At 69.4% G+C, this 15,957-nt stretch carries 12 protein-coding genes; 7 read left to right on the forward strand and 5 right to left on the reverse strand.

Going from position 1 to position 15,957, the window contains the following annotated elements; genetic code table 11:
• Positions 1 to 508 precede the first annotated feature (508 nt).
• From ACFWW9_RS42025 to glgB, 4 genes are all read left to right on the forward strand, one after another.
• Positions 509 to 2,485 (forward strand): alpha-1,4-glucan--maltose-1-phosphate maltosyltransferase, encoded by a 1,977-nt coding sequence (locus ACFWW9_RS42025; RefSeq protein WP_390388554.1) that lies wholly within the window; start codon positions 509 to 511, stop codon positions 2,483 to 2,485.
• Between the two features lie 89 nt (positions 2,486 to 2,574).
• The gene (gene treS / locus ACFWW9_RS42030) at positions 2,575 to 4,383 is read left to right on the forward strand and encodes a maltose alpha-D-glucosyltransferase (RefSeq protein ID WP_390388556.1); all 1,809 of its coding nucleotides are present in this window, start codon (positions 2,575 to 2,577) and stop codon (positions 4,381 to 4,383) included.
• A 5-nt stretch (positions 4,384 to 4,388) separates the two neighbouring features.
• Complete coding sequence (locus ACFWW9_RS42035) at positions 4,389 to 5,720, forward strand: aminoglycoside phosphotransferase (RefSeq protein WP_390388558.1); 1,332 nt, start codon at positions 4,389 to 4,391, stop codon at positions 5,718 to 5,720.
• Between the two features lie 7 nt (positions 5,721 to 5,727).
• The gene (gene glgB, locus ACFWW9_RS42040) at positions 5,728 to 7,941 is read left to right on the forward strand and encodes a 1,4-alpha-glucan branching protein GlgB (protein WP_390388560.1); all 2,214 of its coding nucleotides are present in this window, start codon (positions 5,728 to 5,730) and stop codon (positions 7,939 to 7,941) included.
• Between the two features lie 84 nt (positions 7,942 to 8,025).
• Here the strand turns inward: glgB and ACFWW9_RS42045 are convergent, their stop codons facing one another.
• On the reverse strand, positions 8,026 to 8,316 hold the full coding sequence (locus ACFWW9_RS42045) for a hypothetical protein (RefSeq protein WP_390388562.1): 291 nt from the start codon (positions 8,314 to 8,316) through the stop codon (positions 8,026 to 8,028).
• Between the two features lie 460 nt (positions 8,317 to 8,776).
• Here ACFWW9_RS42045 and cas6e point away from each other — a divergent pair, with 460 nt between their 5' ends.
• The gene (cas6e, locus tag ACFWW9_RS42050) at positions 8,777 to 9,430 is read left to right on the forward strand and encodes a type I-E CRISPR-associated protein Cas6/Cse3/CasE (protein ID WP_390388564.1); all 654 of its coding nucleotides are present in this window, start codon (positions 8,777 to 8,779) and stop codon (positions 9,428 to 9,430) included.
• A gap of 21 nt (positions 9,431 to 9,451) precedes the next feature.
• Here cas6e and ACFWW9_RS42055 read toward each other — a convergent pair whose 3' ends face one another.
• Complete coding sequence (locus ACFWW9_RS42055) at positions 9,452 to 9,922, reverse strand: N-acetyltransferase (RefSeq protein WP_390388566.1); 471 nt, start codon at positions 9,920 to 9,922, stop codon at positions 9,452 to 9,454.
• A gap of 87 nt (positions 9,923 to 10,009) precedes the next feature.
• Here ACFWW9_RS42055 and ACFWW9_RS42060 point away from each other — a divergent pair, with 87 nt between their 5' ends.
• Entirely contained in the window at positions 10,010 to 11,398 is a 1,389-nt protein-coding gene (locus tag ACFWW9_RS42060) for a neutral zinc metallopeptidase (protein ID WP_390388567.1), read from the forward strand.
• On the opposite strand, the gene ACFWW9_RS42065 is transcribed toward ACFWW9_RS42060, so the two are convergent.
• Both ACFWW9_RS42065 and ACFWW9_RS42070 read right to left on the reverse strand, forming a co-directional pair.
• Positions 11,391 to 12,506, reverse strand: a complete 1,116-nt coding sequence (locus tag ACFWW9_RS42065; protein WP_390388568.1) for a DUF6114 domain-containing protein — start codon at positions 12,504 to 12,506, stop codon at positions 11,391 to 11,393. The two genes, ACFWW9_RS42060 and ACFWW9_RS42065, sit on opposite strands and share 8 nt — an antisense overlap.
• The gene (locus ACFWW9_RS42070) at positions 12,497 to 13,111 is read right to left on the reverse strand and encodes a DUF6230 family protein (RefSeq protein WP_390388570.1); all 615 of its coding nucleotides are present in this window, start codon (positions 13,109 to 13,111) and stop codon (positions 12,497 to 12,499) included. Before ACFWW9_RS42070 ends, ACFWW9_RS42065 begins: the two co-directional genes overlap by 10 nt.
• Before the next feature lie 206 nt (positions 13,112 to 13,317).
• Here ACFWW9_RS42070 and ACFWW9_RS42075 point away from each other — a divergent pair, with 206 nt between their 5' ends.
• Entirely contained in the window at positions 13,318 to 14,754 is a 1,437-nt protein-coding gene (locus ACFWW9_RS42075; RefSeq protein ID WP_390388572.1) for a neutral zinc metallopeptidase, read from the forward strand.
• A 32-nt stretch (positions 14,755 to 14,786) separates the two neighbouring features.
• Here the strand turns inward: ACFWW9_RS42075 and ACFWW9_RS42080 are convergent, their stop codons facing one another.
• Positions 14,787 to 15,749 carry a tetratricopeptide repeat protein gene (locus ACFWW9_RS42080; RefSeq protein ID WP_390388574.1) on the reverse strand — a complete coding sequence of 321 codons (963 nt, stop codon included), beginning with the start codon at positions 15,747 to 15,749 and terminating at the stop codon, positions 14,787 to 14,789.
• Positions 15,750 to 15,957: the final 208 nt, after the last annotated feature.

The raw sequence follows: 15,957 nt of genomic DNA on the forward strand, positions 1-15,957 counted from the left end.
ACCCTCTTTCGTTTTGTCAAGGCGTCTTTTCAGCCTTGACAAAGCGAAAGAGGGTGGGATAATTGGCGCAACCGGGGGTTCCTCCCGAAACACAACACCCACCCCACACAAGCAGCCCCCGACGGACCCGCAACACAGCCCCGCAACACCGCCCGGCGACCCGGCCCCAGACACCCCCCGACCCGACACACCCCAGCCCCAAGACACCCCCCACCCCGCCACCCCCGCGTTACCAGCACGTTAACCAGATCAGGTTTCATCCCGACCACGCTCGGCGCGTCGCGACGCATTCGGGCGAATCCATCCCTGATGATCACGGCAGCAGGTCGAATGGCCATGGACACACCTCCCGCGCGGGCACAGAGTTGACCTCGCCGGGGTGTGCGGGCCCACCGGATTGGGTACAGGCACTTGTAGTAGTCCCCGGTGATGACCTGCTGCATCGAGCAAGGCAGACTGAACGGGCCCGCGGTTCTGCCGCGCGAAACACGGCGAGAGGGCGTAGCCGATGAGTGGACGACTCGGCATCGATGATGTTTCCCCCGAGGTCAGCGGCGGCCGTTATCCGGCCAAAGCCGTGACGGGAGAACACATCCCGGTGGAAGCGACCGTGTGGCGCGAGGGGCATGACGCCGTCGCGGCCACCATTGCCTGGCGTGGCCCGAAGGATCGCATCGCGCGGCAGACCAGGATGGCTCCGCACGGTGTCGGGCTGGACCGGTTCGCCGCCGTGATCGTCCCCGACGACGAGGGCTCGTGGTCGTTCCGCGTGGACGCCTGGAGTGATCCGTGGGCGACGTGGCGGCACGCCGTGGAGGCGAAGATCGGCGCCGGGCAGGGGCCCGGCGAGCTGGCGAACGACCTGGAGAGCGGCGCGCTGCTGCTCGACCGGGTGTCCCGCCGCCCCGATCGCCGCAAGGAACGGCCGCTGCTGGCCAACGCCGCGGCGGCGCTGCGCGACGAGCACCGCCCGCTGTCCGAACGGGTCGCGCCCGCGCTCGCGTCGGACGTGCACCGGATCATGACCGAGCACCCCGTGCGCGAGCTGATCACCAAGGGCAAGACGCACAAGGTGTGGGTCGACCGGAAGCGGGCCGCGTTCGGGTCCTGGTACGAGTTCTTCCCGCGCTCCACCGGCGGCTGGGACGAGCACGGGAACCCCGTGCACGGCACGTTCACCACCGCGACCAAGGAGCTGGACCGGGTCGCCGCGATGGGCTTCGACGTCGCCTACCTGCCGCCGATCCACCCGGTCGGCCGGGTCAACCGCAAGGGCCCCAACAACACCCTGGTCGCCGACGAGGACGACGTCGGCTCGCCGTGGGCGATCGGCGCGGACGAGGGCGGGCACGACGCGATCGCCCCGCAGCTCGGCACGATCGAGGACTTCGACCGGTTCGTGGCCCGCGCGAACGAGCTGAACATCGAGGTCGCGCTCGACCTCGCCCTCCAGTGCGCGCCGGACCACCCGTGGGTGCTCAAGTCGCCGGAGTGGTTCACCACCCGGCCCGACGGCACGATCGCGTACGCCGAGAACCCGCCCAAGAAGTACCAGGACATCTACCCGGTCAACTTCGACAACGACCCCAAGGGCATCTACCACGAGGTCCTGCGCGTGGTCCTGCACTGGGTCGACCACGGGGTGCGGATCTTCCGGGTCGACAACCCGCACACCAAGCCGCCGGACTTCTGGGCGTGGCTGATCTGGGCCGTGAAGGACAAGCACCCGGACGTGCTGTTCCTGGCCGAGGCGTTCACCCGGCCCGCGCGGCTCTACGGGCTGGCGAAGCTCGGCTTCACCCAGTCCTACACCTACTTCACCTGGCGCACGAGCAAGCAGGAGCTGACCGAGTTCGGCGCCGAGCAGGTCGAGCACTGGGACGAGGCCAGGCCGAACCTGTTCGTCAACACCCCGGACATCCTCCACGAGTCGCTCCAGCACGGCGGTCCCGGCATGTTCGCGCTGCGCGCGGCGCTGGCCGCCACGATGGCGCCGACGTGGGGCGTGTACTCGGGCTACGAGCTGTTCGAGCACGAGGCCGTGAAGCCCGGCAGCGAGGAATACCTCGACTCCGAGAAGTACCAGTTGCGGCCACGCGACTACGCGGGCGCCCTGACCGAGGGCCGTTCGCTGGAACCCTGGCTGCGCAAGCTGAACGCGGCCCGCCGGGCACACCCGGCTTTGCAGCAGATGCGCACACTCAGGTTCCACCACATCGACAACGACGCCCTCATCGCCTACTCCAAACAGGATCCGGCAACCGGCGACACCGTCGTGACTGTGGTGAGCTTGGACCCGACGGACCCCCAGGCCGGAACGCTCTGGCTCGATCTCCCGTCGCTCGGCTTCGACTGGCACGAGCGGCTGATCGCGCACGACGAGGTCACCGGCGAGACGTGGGACTGGGGCCAGGCGAACTACGTCCGGCTGGAACCGTGGCGCGCGGTCGCCCACATCGTGGGGCTGCAGCGCCGGTTCTCCTGAACCCATCAGGAACCCGAGGACCCCTGCGTGCACCAGGTACGCAGGGGATGGTCGACGTACCCGCTGGAAGGTGGGACGAGGTGGAGATCATGCAGGAAGATTCCCGACCCGACGCAGCCCTGGGGCTGGAGGGTGTGCCGCACACCGGTGAGGCGATCACCGCTGACGGGCTGCTCGTGGAGCCCCAGGCCGAGGACTTCCAGCACGCGAAACAGGCGCCGCGCAACCCGGACTGGTTCAAGGGAGCGGTGTTCTACGAGGTGCTGGTCCGGGCGTTCACCGACTCGAACGGTGACGGCACCGGGGACCTGCGTGGTCTGGCCAGCAGACTGGACTACCTGGAGTGGCTGGGCATCGACTGCCTGTGGCTGCCGCCGTTCTACGCCTCCCCGTTGCGCGACGGGGGTTACGACATCAGCGACTTCCGGGCGGTGCTGCCGGAGTTCGGCAACATCGAGGACTTCGTCTACCTGCTCGACGAGGCCCACCGGCGCGGTATCCGGGTCATCACCGACCTGGTCCTGAACCACACCTCCGACGCGCACCCGTGGTTCCAGCAGTCGCGCATGGACCCCGACGGCCCGTACGGCGACTACTACGTGTGGAGCGACGACGACTCGCGCTACTCCGACGCGCGGATCATCTTCGTCGACACCGAGACGTCGAACTGGACCTACGACCCGGTGCGCGGGCAGTTCTACTGGCACCGGTTCTTCTCCCACCAGCCGGACCTGAACTTCGAGAACAACGACGTCCAGGAGGCGATGCTGGACACGCTGCGGTTCTGGCTGGACCTGGGCATCGACGGCTTCCGGCTCGACGCGGTGCCCTACCTGTTCGAGGAGGAGGGCACCAACTGCGAGAACCTGCCGCGCACGCACGACTTCCTCAAGCGGTGCCGCAAGGTCGTCGACGACGAGTACCCCGGTCGGATCCTGCTGGCCGAGGCGAACCAGTGGCCCTCGGACGTGGTGGAGTACTTCGGCGACCCGGAGGTCGGCGGCGACGAGTGCCACATGGCGTTCCACTTCCCGTTGATGCCGCGGATCTTCATGGCGGTGCGGCGCGAGTCCCGGTTCCCGATCTCGGAGATCCTGGCGCAGACGCCGGAGATCCCGACCGGGACGCAGTGGGGCATCTTCCTGCGCAACCACGACGAGTTGACGCTCGAGATGGTCACGGACGAAGAGCGCGACTACATGTACACCGAGTACGCCAAGGATCCGCGGATGAAGGCCAACATCGGCATCCGCCGCCGGTTGGCCCCGCTGCTGGAGAACGACCGCAACCAGCAGGAGCTGTTCACCGCGATGCTGCTGTCGCTGCCGGGTTCGCCGGTCCTGTACTACGGCGACGAGATCGGGATGGGCGACAACATCTGGTTGGGCGACCGCGACGCGGTGCGCACGCCGATGCAGTGGACGCCGGACCGCAACGCCGGGTTCTCCAGCTGCGACCCCGGCCGGATCTACCTGCCGGTGATCATGGACCCGATCTACGGCTACCAGGCGCTCAACGTGGAGGCGCAGCTCAACAACGCCTCCTCGCTGCTGAACTGGACGCGCCGGATGATCGAGGTGCGCAAGCAGCACCACGCGTTGGCGGAGGGCACGTTCATCGACCTCGGCGGGTCGAACCCGAGCGTGCTGGCCTACAAGCGGCGCTGGACGCGACCGGACGGCCACGAGGACATCGTCCTGTGCGTCAACAACCTGTCGCGGTTCCCCCAGCCCGTCGAACTTGACCTGTCCGAGCACCGGGGCACCACCCCGGTGGAGCTGACCGGCGGGGTCCACTTCCCGCAGGTCGGTGAACTGCCGTACCTGCTCACGCTGCCCGGCCACGGCTTCTACTGGTTCCAGCTGGCCACGGTGGGCGACGACGGCGAATCGAGGTGAGCGACGTGACCGATCCGCAAGAACTGGTCGACAAGCTGGTGGCCGACCTGCCCGACCAGCTGCCCTCCCAGCGCTGGTTCGCGGGCAAGGACCTGCCGGTGGAGTCGATCCGTCCACTCCGGACGACCGTGCTGGGCGAGGACCCGCTGCTGGTGCACGTGGTCGTCGAGATCACCCAGGAGGACCGCCCGGTCGAGAACTACCAGCTGCTGGCGACCGACCGGACGGAGTCGTTCGACGCCACCGGCGACGGCGAGCTGACCGGACGGCTGCTCGACCTGATCGCCGACGGCGCCGAGGTCGACGGGCTGGTGTTCGCGCACGAGCCCGGCGCGGAGCTCCAGACGGGGCTGCGCGGCAGGCCGGTCACCTCCGAGCAGAGCAACACCTCGATCATCTACGGCGGCCAGTACATCCTGAAGCTGTTCCGCAAGCTGTCGTTCGGGCCGAACCCGGACCTGGTGCTGCACCGGGCGCTGCGGGACGCGGGCTGCGAGCACATCGCGCAGCCGCTGGGTTCGATCACCGGTGAGCTGAACGGCGAGCCCGTCACCATCGGCATGCTCCAGCAGTTCCTGCCGGACGCCGTGGACGGCTGGGCGATGGCGACCACCAGCGTGCGCGACCTGATGGCCGACCCGGACCTGCACGCCGACCAGGTGGGCGGCGACTTCGCGGCCGAGGCGAACCGGCTCGGCCAGGCCGTGGCCACCGTGCACGCGGACCTCCAGCGGGCGCTCGGGCAGCAGCAGGCCGACGAGGCCGACCTCGACGCCACGCTGCGCGCCATGCACGCCCGGCTCACGGTGATGTCGCAGGTGGTGCCGGAGATGCGGCAGTACGCCCCCGCCATCGCCGCCGCGTTCGACAAGGTCCAGGAGCACGTGGGCCCGATCCCGGTCCAGCACGTGCACGGCGACCTGCACCTCGGTCAGGTCCTGCGCACCGTGCAGGGCTGGCTGCTGATCGACTTCGAGGGCGAGCCCGCCGCGCCCGCCGCCGAACGGGCGGCGCTCAAGTCGCCGCTGCGCGACGTGGCCGGAATGCTGCGATCCTTCGACTACGCCGCGCACCAGCTCCTCGTCGGGCAGGAGGACGACCCCCAGCTGACCGAGCGGGCGCTGGAGTGGGCGCGGCGCAACCGCGCCGCCTTCTGCGAGGGTTACGCGGAAGCGGCGGCGGACACCGTCGGGGACCCGAGGCAGCACGGCGAACTGCTGCGGGCCTTCGAGTTGGACAAGGCGGTCTACGAGGTCGCCTACGAGCACGCGAACCGACCGGAGTGGTTGACGGTCCCGCTGTCGTCGATCGCCCGGATCACAGGAGAAGGAGCGTGACGGCACCGTGAACGCCAAACCGGCCGACCTGCCCGACGCCGCACCGCCGCCGAGCGACGTGGACCGGCTGCTGGCCGGAGCGCACCACGACCCGCACTCGGTGCTCGGCGTGCACCACGTGGGCGAGGGCGTGGTGGCCCGCGCCCTGCGCCCCGGCGCCAAGTCCGTGGCCGTCGTCTCGGGCGGCGAGAAGCACGACCTGCCGCGGGTGGCCGACAGCCTGTTCGCGGGCAAGCTCCCCGAGCACCCCGGCGACTACCGGTTGGAGATCGACTACGACGGCGACGTCGTCACGGTCGACGACCCGTACCGCTGGCTGCCGACGGTCGGCGAGCTGGACCTGCACCTGATCGGCGAGGGCCGTCACGAGCGGCTGTGGGACGTGCTCGGCGCGCACCGCCGCGGCTACGACACCCCGCTCGGCCGCGTCGAGGGCACGTCGTTCGCCGTCTGGGCCCCCACCGCTCGCGGTGTGCGGGTCATCGGCGACTTCGACGGCTGGGACGGCCGCGCGAACCCGATGCGCTCACTGGGCTCGTCGGGCGTGTGGGAGGTCTTCATCCCCGGCATCCCGGTCGGCACCAAGTACAAGTTCCGCATCCTGGGCGCGGACGGCGCGTGGCACGAGAAGGCCGACCCGATGGCGTTCGGCACCGAGGTGCCGCCGCAGACCGCGTCCGTGGTCACGGTGTCGGACTACGAGTGGGGCGACGCCGAGTGGGAGGCCGAGCGCGAGGCCACCACGTGGATCAACGCCGCGGTCAGCACCTACGAGGTGCACCTCGGTTCGTGGCGGCCCGGCCTGGGCTACCGCGAACTGGCGGAGCAGCTGGGTGACTACCTGGTCGAGACCGGCTTCACGCACGTGGAGCTGCTGCCGGTCGCCGAGCACCCGTTCGGCGGCTCGTGGGGCTACCAGGTCACCTCGTACTACGCGCCGACGTCCCGCTTCGGCACCCCGGACGACTTCCGCTTCTTCGTCGACAGCCTGCACCAGCGCGGCATCGGCGTGATCGTGGACTGGGTGCCCGCCCACTTCCCGAAGGACAGCTGGGCGCTCGCGAAGTTCGACGGCACGGCGCTGTACGAGCACGCCGACCCCCGCCGGGGCGAGCAGCCCGACTGGGGCACGCTCGTGTTCGACTTCGGCCGCAACGAGGTCCGCAACTTCCTCGTCGCGAACGCCCTGTACTGGATCGAGGAGTTCCACCTCGACGGCCTGCGGGTCGACGCGGTCGCCTCGATGCTGTACCTGGACTACTCGCGCAAGGAAGGGCAGTGGCTGCCCAACCAGTACGGCGGCCGGGAGAACCTGGACGCGGTGCGGTTCCTCCAGGAGTTGAACGCCACCGTCTACCGCCGCCACCCCGGCGTGATGATGATCGCCGAGGAGTCGACGGCGTGGCCGGGCGTCTCCCGCCCCACCCACCTCGGGGGTCTGGGGTTCGGGTTCAAGTGGAACATGGGGTGGATGCACGACACCCTCCACTACCTGAGCCGCGAGCCGATCCACCGCGCGTTCCACCACAACGAGATCACCTTCTCGCTGGTGTACGCGTGGAGCGAGAACTTCGTGCTGCCGCTGTCGCACGACGAAGTGGTGCACGGCAAGGGTTCCCTGTGGCAGCGGATGCCCGGCGACGACTGGAACAAGGCCGCGGGTCTGCGGTCGCTGCTCGCGTTCATGTGGGCGCACCCCGGCAAGCAGCTGCTGTTCATGGGCGGCGAGTTCGGCCAGCCGGAGGAGTGGTCCGAGTCGAAGTCGCTGGACTGGCACCTGCTGGACACGCCGCTGCACGGCGGGGTCCGCACGCTCCTCGGCGACCTGAACCGGGTCTACCGGGCGTCGCCCGCGCTGTACAGCGCGGACAACAAGCCCGAGGGTTTCGAGTGGATCGACGCCAACGACTCGGCGGGCAACGTGCTGAGCTTCCTGCGCGTCGGCGAGGACGGCTCGGTGCTGGCGTGCGTCGCCAACTTCTCCGGGCAGCCGCACCACGACTACCGCGTCGGCCTGCCGACCACGGGTCGGTGGAAGGAGGTCGTGAACACGGACTCCGCGGTGTACGGCGGCTCCGGGGTCGGCAACCTGGGCGTCGTCGAGGCCGAGGCGCACCCGTGGCACGGCCGTGAGGCGTCGGCCGTCCTGCAACTGCCGCCCGCGGGCGTGCTGTGGCTGGCTCCCGAGGACGAGCACGTGGAGATCGAGGACCCGATCTAGCACTCGGTACCGAAACCGGCCGTTCCCGTTGGGGACGGCCGGTTTTCGTTGTCCCGAAAAGCGACGTCCTTTGTGGATCTCGCGTTAGCGCAACTCGGCCAGCCGGTCCAGCACTTCGCCCAACGTGCCTTCGGCTTCCCACACGGCCCGCGGCCGGTTCTCCACAACGGACTGCCGGACGAGCCGCGCGGCCTGCGCGTCGGTGTCGGAGCGGACCCGCAGGACGTCCAGCCACAGGCCGCTCTCGCAGAAGTAGACCAGCTCGTCGACGTCGTGCGGCGGCTCCGGCGACCGCTTCAACTGCACCCTCCACCCCAGCACCTCGCAGAGGTGCTGGAGGCGCCCGATCTGGGCCAGTTGACCGAGGGTCAGCATCACAGCGGATCCGCTTCGTAGGAACTCGTCCGGACGGCGTACCGCCCACGAGGTCGACGTGTCCACTCAGTGTTCGCGAATGGACGGTCGTCCCGTACCACCAAACGTCAGATTGTCGACTTCTCGCCGCGAGACCAAGAACATGTCGACATCTGCCGCCAGATGGGGTAGCGCCTGCGTCGCACCCGATGCGCAAAACTGCGGAATAGCCGGATAACACCTTTAGACCAATTCTATTCAAGCGGTTAACCAATGCATCATCCGGGTGAAGTCGAACGCCATTCAGGGCGATATCGGGGTTACCGCATGGGCAATGCGAACGGAATCTGATTACATGGTCGACCTCGACGAATGCGACGTGATGAGGACCGAGCGCGAGCGGAATACCAGCAGGTAGAGCCCTCGGTCTTGATCACCGTCGCATTTTCGGAACCGCAATAGCACCGCACACCGAATCGGGATGACCGTGTTCCTGACCAAGCTGGACATCAACACTCGATCGCGCGAGTTCCGGCGCGACCACGCCAACATCCACGACATGCACCGAACGGTCATGTCCGCCTTCCCCAACATCACGGAGGCGACACCCGCCCGCCAGGCCCACGCCGTGCTGTGGCGCCTGGACAGCACGAACGACGGGTACGTCCAGTACGTCCAGAGCCGCACGGAGCCGGACTGGGACGTCCTGCCGGAGGGCCACCTGACCGCCCCCGCCGAGGTGCGCCCGCTGCGGCCGGTGCTCGACACGGTGGCGCCGGGCCGGAAGCTGGCGTTCCGCATCGTCGCCAACCCGACCTGGTGCGAGGCCAAGTCGCGCAAGCGCCTGGTGCACCGCGAGCCGGAGCGCCAGGTCGAGTGGCTCATGCGCAAGGGCGAGCAGCACGGCTTCGTGATCCCCACGGCGGGCGACGTCCCGGACGTCGAGCCGTCGCCGATCCCGACGCTGGTGGGCCGCAAGAACGCCGCCACGAAGATCACCGTCGAGGCGGTCCGGTTCGACGGCCACCTCGTCGTGACCGACCCGGAGGCGTTCACCGAGGCCGTGGTCGCGGGCATCGGCCGCGCCAAGGCCTACGGCTGCGGACTGATCAGTCTGGAGCCCGTGCCGTCCTGACGCCGGGGGGTGGGTCGCCCGTCAGGCGTCCGGGAGGGCGATCCACTCCGCCCAGGTCAGGTCGCGGCCCACGTGCCGCGGCGCGGTGAACGGCCACGCCGCCGCGATCCACGCCGGGACGAACGCGTCGAGGTCGGTGTCGTCGACGGTCCACCACGAGAGCTCGGCGTCCGCGCCGGCCTTCCGCGGCGGGTCGACGTAGACGCAGCCGTAGAGCACCGTCTCGTCGGCGTTGAACAGCGCGTAGTTGAAGGACTTGTGCTCGTCGGCCTCGCGCTCGTGGCGGGCGAGGTCGACGCGGTCCTGCTCGTGGGTCATGGTCGCGGGCGGCCACCCCCAGGCCTCGCCGTACGTGGCCCAGAGGCGCTCACGGGCGCCCATCACCAGCGGGTAGTCCAGATCCACGTCCGTGGCCCTGATCGGGCGCAGGTGGCGGTCCTCGGTCACGGGAACGGCGGTCGGGTGGACGAAGTCAGCGGGGAGCCAGGCCATGCCGCGGAGGGTACAAGCGGGCATGACGTGGATCGCGGTATCAACACTTTGACGCCAGCCCGTCGCGGATCCGGGCACAATGGTCCGATGCGACACCGATCAGGACGGCTGGTCAGGCTCGCGGCGCTGGTGACAGCCGTCGCGACGGTCGGCAGCGGGTGCACGGTCGCGGTCAGCGGCCAGCCGAAGGCGGCGCGGGTCGTGGCGCGCGACACGACGTCGACCGGCACGATCCGGGGCAGCGACGGCGGCCAGATCGACCAGCTCGCGGGCACCGCGCTGGCCGACATCGACCGGTTCTGGACGGAGGCGTTCCCCGCCACGTTCGGCAAGCCGTGGACGCCCCTGACCGGCGGGATCTTCTCCGTCGACACGGCGGACGCGACGGCGAAACCGCCGCCCTGCACCGAGAAGGCGTCCGACGTCGAGGGCAACGCGTTCTACTGCCCGTCGGCGGACGCGGTCGCCTACGACCGCGCGGCGCTGCTCCCGGTGCTCCAGGACAAGTTCGGCGACGCCGCCGTGGTCATCGTGCTGGCGCACGAGATGGGCCACGCGGTGCAGAAGCGGATGGGCATCACGCCCGAGGCCGAGAAGGCGAACCCCGGCAAGTTCCCCACGATCCTCACCGAGGCGATGGCGGACTGCTTCGCGGGCTCGTTCACGAAGTGGGTGTCCGACGGGAAGTCCAAGTCGCTGGACATCGGCCAGGACGCGCTGGACTCCGCGCTCGGCGCGCTGATCTCCTTCCGCGACCCGGTCGGCACGTCGCCGACCGACCAGCAGGCCCACGGCAACGCGTTCGACCGCGTGTCGGCGTTCCAGGACGGCTTCCAGAAGGACACGAAGTTCTGCGGCGCGATGACCGTGCAGAACCGGGTGTTCACCCAGTCGTCGTTCACCAGCGTCGACGACCGCGACCGCGGCGGGAACCTGCCGTTCAACGAGATGCTGGTCCAGCTCACGCCGAACCTGAACGACTACTACCAGGGCGTGCTCACGTCGCTGGGCAAGACGTGGGTGCCGCCCAAGTCGACGCAGGTCGACACCGAGCCGAACTGCTCGGGCGACCAGGGGCCGGTGGCGTTCTGCAAGGACGACAAGTCCGTGGAGATCGACGTCAAGGGCGACCTGCCCAAGCTGCACGAGGAGATCGGCGACTACGCGACCGGCCTGCTGATGGCGAGCCGGTACGGGCTGTCGGCGTTGGCGCAGGCCGGGAAGCAGACCGAGGGGTCCACGGCGGGCAGCAACGCGCTGTGCATGGCGGGCGCGTACACCAAGACCGTGCTGTCGCCGAAGGACGGCTTCGGCCTCTCCCCCGGTGACATGGACGAGGCGGTGAAGGTGCTGCTGGTGGCCAACTTCCCGACCCGCGACGCGAAGGGCAAGTCCGGCATCGAGCCGGGGTTCAAGCGGGTGGAGGTCTTCCGCACCGGCGTGTTCGACGGCGACAAGGCGTGCGGGATCAGGTGACGCTGATGCGCGCTCCGGGGATCCGCAGCACCCCGCCGCGCAGGTCGGTGTTCTGCACGGTCACCTCGGTGAACGTCGCGAACGGGACGTTCAGCGGCGGCGGGTTGGCCGCGGTGTAGTCGACCGGGATCTTCAGGCCGAGGATGTCCAGGTTCCCCTTGAGCCGCACGGTGAACAGCTCGATCCTGCCCGAGTCGATGGTGGAGACGCTGCCGGGCGCCGCCTCGGTGACGAGCGAGTGCCCGTCACCGAGGTCGGCGGTCTGCACCAGGTTGGTGATCCTCAGGCTGGTCGAGGTGAACTTGAGGACCTTGATCAGGCCGCCGTCGAGCGGTACCTCCTCGACGCCGGTGAAGTTCAGGCCGCCGAGTTCCAGCCTGCTGGCCTTCAAGGTCCACTGCCGGTTCGCCGCCACCAGGGGCGTGAGGTCCTCCGGTGGCGGCGCGGGTTCCTCCGAGGACGACGGCGGGGCCGACGGTTCGGTGGACGTGGACGGATCGGTCGGTTCGCCGGAGGGCGGCGGGGTGCTCGACGGCGGTTCCGCGGTGGTCGACGGGATCGAGGACGACGGCGGGGCGCTGCTGGGCGGCGGCTCGGAGGACGTCGGCGGCTGGAACAGCACCAGCCCCACGAGCGACAGCGCGGCCAGCGGCGTGGCCTTCGGGTCGACCTTCTTGCGGCGCTTGGCCTTCCGCTTCGGCCGGTCGGTCCAGGAGACGGCCAGCGCGCCGCCCAGCAGCCCCAGGATCGTGCCCAGCAGGAAGCCGCCGAGGTTGGTCGTCACGAGCGCGATCAGCGACAGCAGGACGGCGATCACGCCCGCGGGGAAGCGGAACGCGGGCCGGACCCACAGCGCGCCCGCGCAGATCAGCAGCAGCACGCCGATGAGCAGCGCGGACACCCCGCCCAGCGTCTTGATCGAGATGACCAGGTCGCCGAGCTTCAGGTTGGCGTAGGGAGGCGCGAGGATGATCAGGCCGGACAGGGCCACGAACAGCCCCGCCCAGAACGGTCTGCCGCGGCGCCAGTCCCGGAACCGGTGCCACGCCCTGAGCAGTCCGGACGACCGCCGCGGGGGCTGGTCGTCCGGACCGCTGTTCAGAAGCACTCCTGACGACCCTGGCGGACCGTGAGGCCCATGCCGGTGAACTTGATCGTCTGCGCGGTGGTGCTCCACGCCGTCTGCTTGAGACCGGCGATCGTGGCGGTGTCGGCCTGGAGGCCGAAGCCGCCGGTCTGGCCCTTGAGGCCGTCCGGACCCTTGTTGAGGGAGCCCGCGTCGACCCCGATCTGCGGGTTGCCGAGCGTCAGGTCGCCGGTCAGGTCGGTCAGGTTGACCACCAGGTTCTCCGCCGCCATGCCGCCGACGTCCGCGGCGGTGATCCGCATCGTGACGTCGCCGACGAGCGGCACGCCCGGCACGAACACCGACTGGCAGAACTTGTCGAGCGTGGCCGTCTTGAACCCGTTGACCGCGACCGCGTGCGCGGCCCCCGACCCCGCGTCGACCCCGCCGAACTGCACGAAACCCTTACCGGTGAGGGTGTCGGCGGACACCTTGAAGCTGCTGCCGGAGACCGCGAACGACGCCGCGAGCGCTCCCTGCGACATGCCGAACATCAGCGCCCCGGCGCCGATCGCGCCGATGCCGAACACGGCGACGAACCTGGACCACCGGGTTCTCCCCGACGACTCGTCCTCTGCCTCTGCCATACCGCTGGCTCCCTCTGCGTTGAAGGCGTGGTGAGCGGAGACGTTCGCCCTACTCACCAGTACGAGACAAGGAAACGAGTCGCGAGAGTCTAGAAATCACCCCCAGGGGTGAGGCAGGCTCACAGTTCGGTCTCGACCTCTCACCCGGATGAACCAAGTAGGGTGCGCAGCGCTGGCGAAACGCGGACCGGAATGGGGACCCTGGGATGGCGCGGCGGGCATGGCGAGGAGCGGCGCTCGTCGCGACGGTGTCGGTGGCGGGCCTGCTCGGCGGGTGCGCGACCACCATCGGCGGCACCCCCAAGGCCGAGACCCCCGACGTCACGAAGGTCGCGGGCCTCGACATCACCACCGGCGAGAGCGGCGCGAAACCCGGAGTGCCGGACGCGACCCTGCCCGTGGAGAACGGCGACGGCGGCGAGATGGACCGGCTGGCCCTCAACACGATGGCCGACGTCGAGGAGTACTGGTCGCAAGCCCTGCCGGCCAACTTCAAGGGCAGGAAGTTCGACCCGGTGAAGCGGCTCGTGTCCTACGACTCGACCGGCAAGGGCGTCGAGATCTGCCGCACCAGCACCGCGGGCGTCGCGAACGCGTTCTACTGCTCGCTGGACGACAGCATCGCCTGGGACCGCGGCGACCTGCTCCCGATGCTCAACGACGCGTTCGGCCCGATGTCCGTGGTGACCGTGCTGGCCCACGAGACGGGCCACGCTGTGCAGTACAAGCTGGGCGCGGAGAGCGGCATCACCCAGGCGACGCCGACGATCATCAAGGAGCAGCAGGCCGACTGCTACGCGGGCAACTTCTTCCGCTGGATCGCCGAGGGCAAGTCGAAGCACTTCCGGATCTCCACCGGGCCGGGGCTGAACCAGGTGCTCGCCACCATGTTCTTCATCCGCGACGCGGCGGGGACCAGTGCGGAGAAGCAGGGGGCGCACGGGAGCGCGTTCGACCGCGTGGCGGCGTTCCAGTTCGGCTTCGCGGGCGATCCGGCGCGGTGCGCGCGGATCGACGAGGCCGAGATCAAGGAGCGGATCACCCAGCAGACGTTCAGCCCGGACGACGACGGCAAGGGGCAGTTGGCGGTCGCGGACCGGACCAACCTGGACCTGTTGGAGAGCAGTCTGCGGGACGCCTACAAGCAGACCGGGGCCGCGCCGCCCGCGTTCAAGACGGGTGTGGACACGTGCCCTGGAGTGCAGCCGACGTCGCCTGCCGCGTACTGCCCTGGCACCAATCAGGTGTCGTTGGACCTGGACGAGCTGACGAAGATCGGGGCGGTGCCGAAGAAGGGGCAGAAGGGCGGGATCGGCGACTTCGCCGCGTTCGCCGAGATCGCCTCTCGGTTCACGCTGTCGATCCAGAAGGCGACCGGGTATCCGTTGGACGGGCCCGCCGCTGGGTTGCGGACGGCGTGTCTGACGGGGGCTTGGGCTGGGACTACTACGAAGAACACGTCGAAGCTGCGGTTGTCGGCCGGGGACCTGGACGAGGCCGTGGCGGAGTTGCTGGCCGACAAGAGCTTGATCGCGGCTGATGTGAACGGGGCTGTGGTGCCGTCCGGGTTCGCGCGCGTTGAGGCGTTTCGGGACGGGTTCTTCGATGGCGGGAAGGGTGTTTGCACGCGGAAGTACTCGTGAGGGGGGCGCGTTTCGGCCCCCCTCACGGGGGGTTAGAACAGAGCGCTGGCGAGGTTGCGGCGGGCCGCTGAGACCCTGGCGTCGTCGGCCGGGAAGAGCTCGAACAGGCCTACGAGGTGTTCGCGGACCTTGTTGCGGTCGTCGCCGTAGACGCGGCGGACGGTGTCGACGAGTCGCTTGAACGCGCCTTCGACGTCCTGGTTGACGATCTGGAGGTCCGCGGCGGCGAGCTGGGCGTCGAGGTCGTCCGGGGCGGCGTCCGCTTTGGTGATGGCGTCCTGGTCGACGGATTCGGCGCGGGCCGTGAAGCGGACCTGGACGAGGGCGGCCTTGGCTTCCTCGTTGGCTGGTTCGACGGCGAGGATCGCCTCGTAGGCCGCTTCGGCGGCGTCGAAGTCACCCTGTTCGAAGGCTTCCTCGGCGGCGGTGAAGCGGGGGTCTTCGGGTTCTTCCGCGGGGGCGGCCGGTGTTGCGCCGTTTTCCGCCGCGGCGATGCCGGGGAGCTTGTCGCGGAGGGCGTCCAGGAGGCGGGTGATCCACTGGTCGAACTCGGCCTGCGGGAGGGGGCCCGCGAAAGCGTCGATCGGCTGGCCCGCGGCCACGGCGACGACCGTGGGGACGGACTGGACGCCGAAGGCCTGGCCGATGCGCGGGCTGGCGTCGAGGTCGACCTTGGCGAGGATCCAGGCGCCGCCGCTCTTCCGGGCCGCTGTCTCCAGGATCGGTTCCAGCTGCTGGGCTTCCGGGCTCCAGGTGGCGGAGAGCGCGACGACGACCGGGATGTCCATCGAGCGCTCGACCACGGACTGGAACGTGGCCTCGGTGACGTCGAGGACCCACGGGCTGGGGCCGTTCGCCGGGGCGCCAGAGGCCGAAGGTGGAGTGGCGGGCCGCTGGCGGGCCGCGTCCGCGCGCGCCTTGAGCGCGCCCAAGTCCACCGCCCCGGAGAGTGCGGCGGACAGAGCTGCGGTTTTACGAGGGTCTGGCCTTGTCACGTCGTCCATCCTGGCACGAGTGCCGGACGCTGGGTGCACGGACCGGGGTGAGTCGCTTCGGATTGCGCCGCACGGCTTCCTCGCGTTCACCTCTCCGTGTTGTGGGGGGCGTGTGGGGTCAACCCCCGATTGCGCCAATTATCCCACCCTCTTTCGTCTTGTCAAGGCTGGAAAGACGCCTTGACAAGACGAAAGAGGGGGGGGGCGC

The sequence above is a fragment of the Umezawaea sp. NPDC059074 genome (assembly GCF_042738955.1).
In the GTDB taxonomy this organism is placed as follows: domain Bacteria; phylum Actinomycetota; class Actinomycetes; order Mycobacteriales; family Pseudonocardiaceae; genus Umezawaea.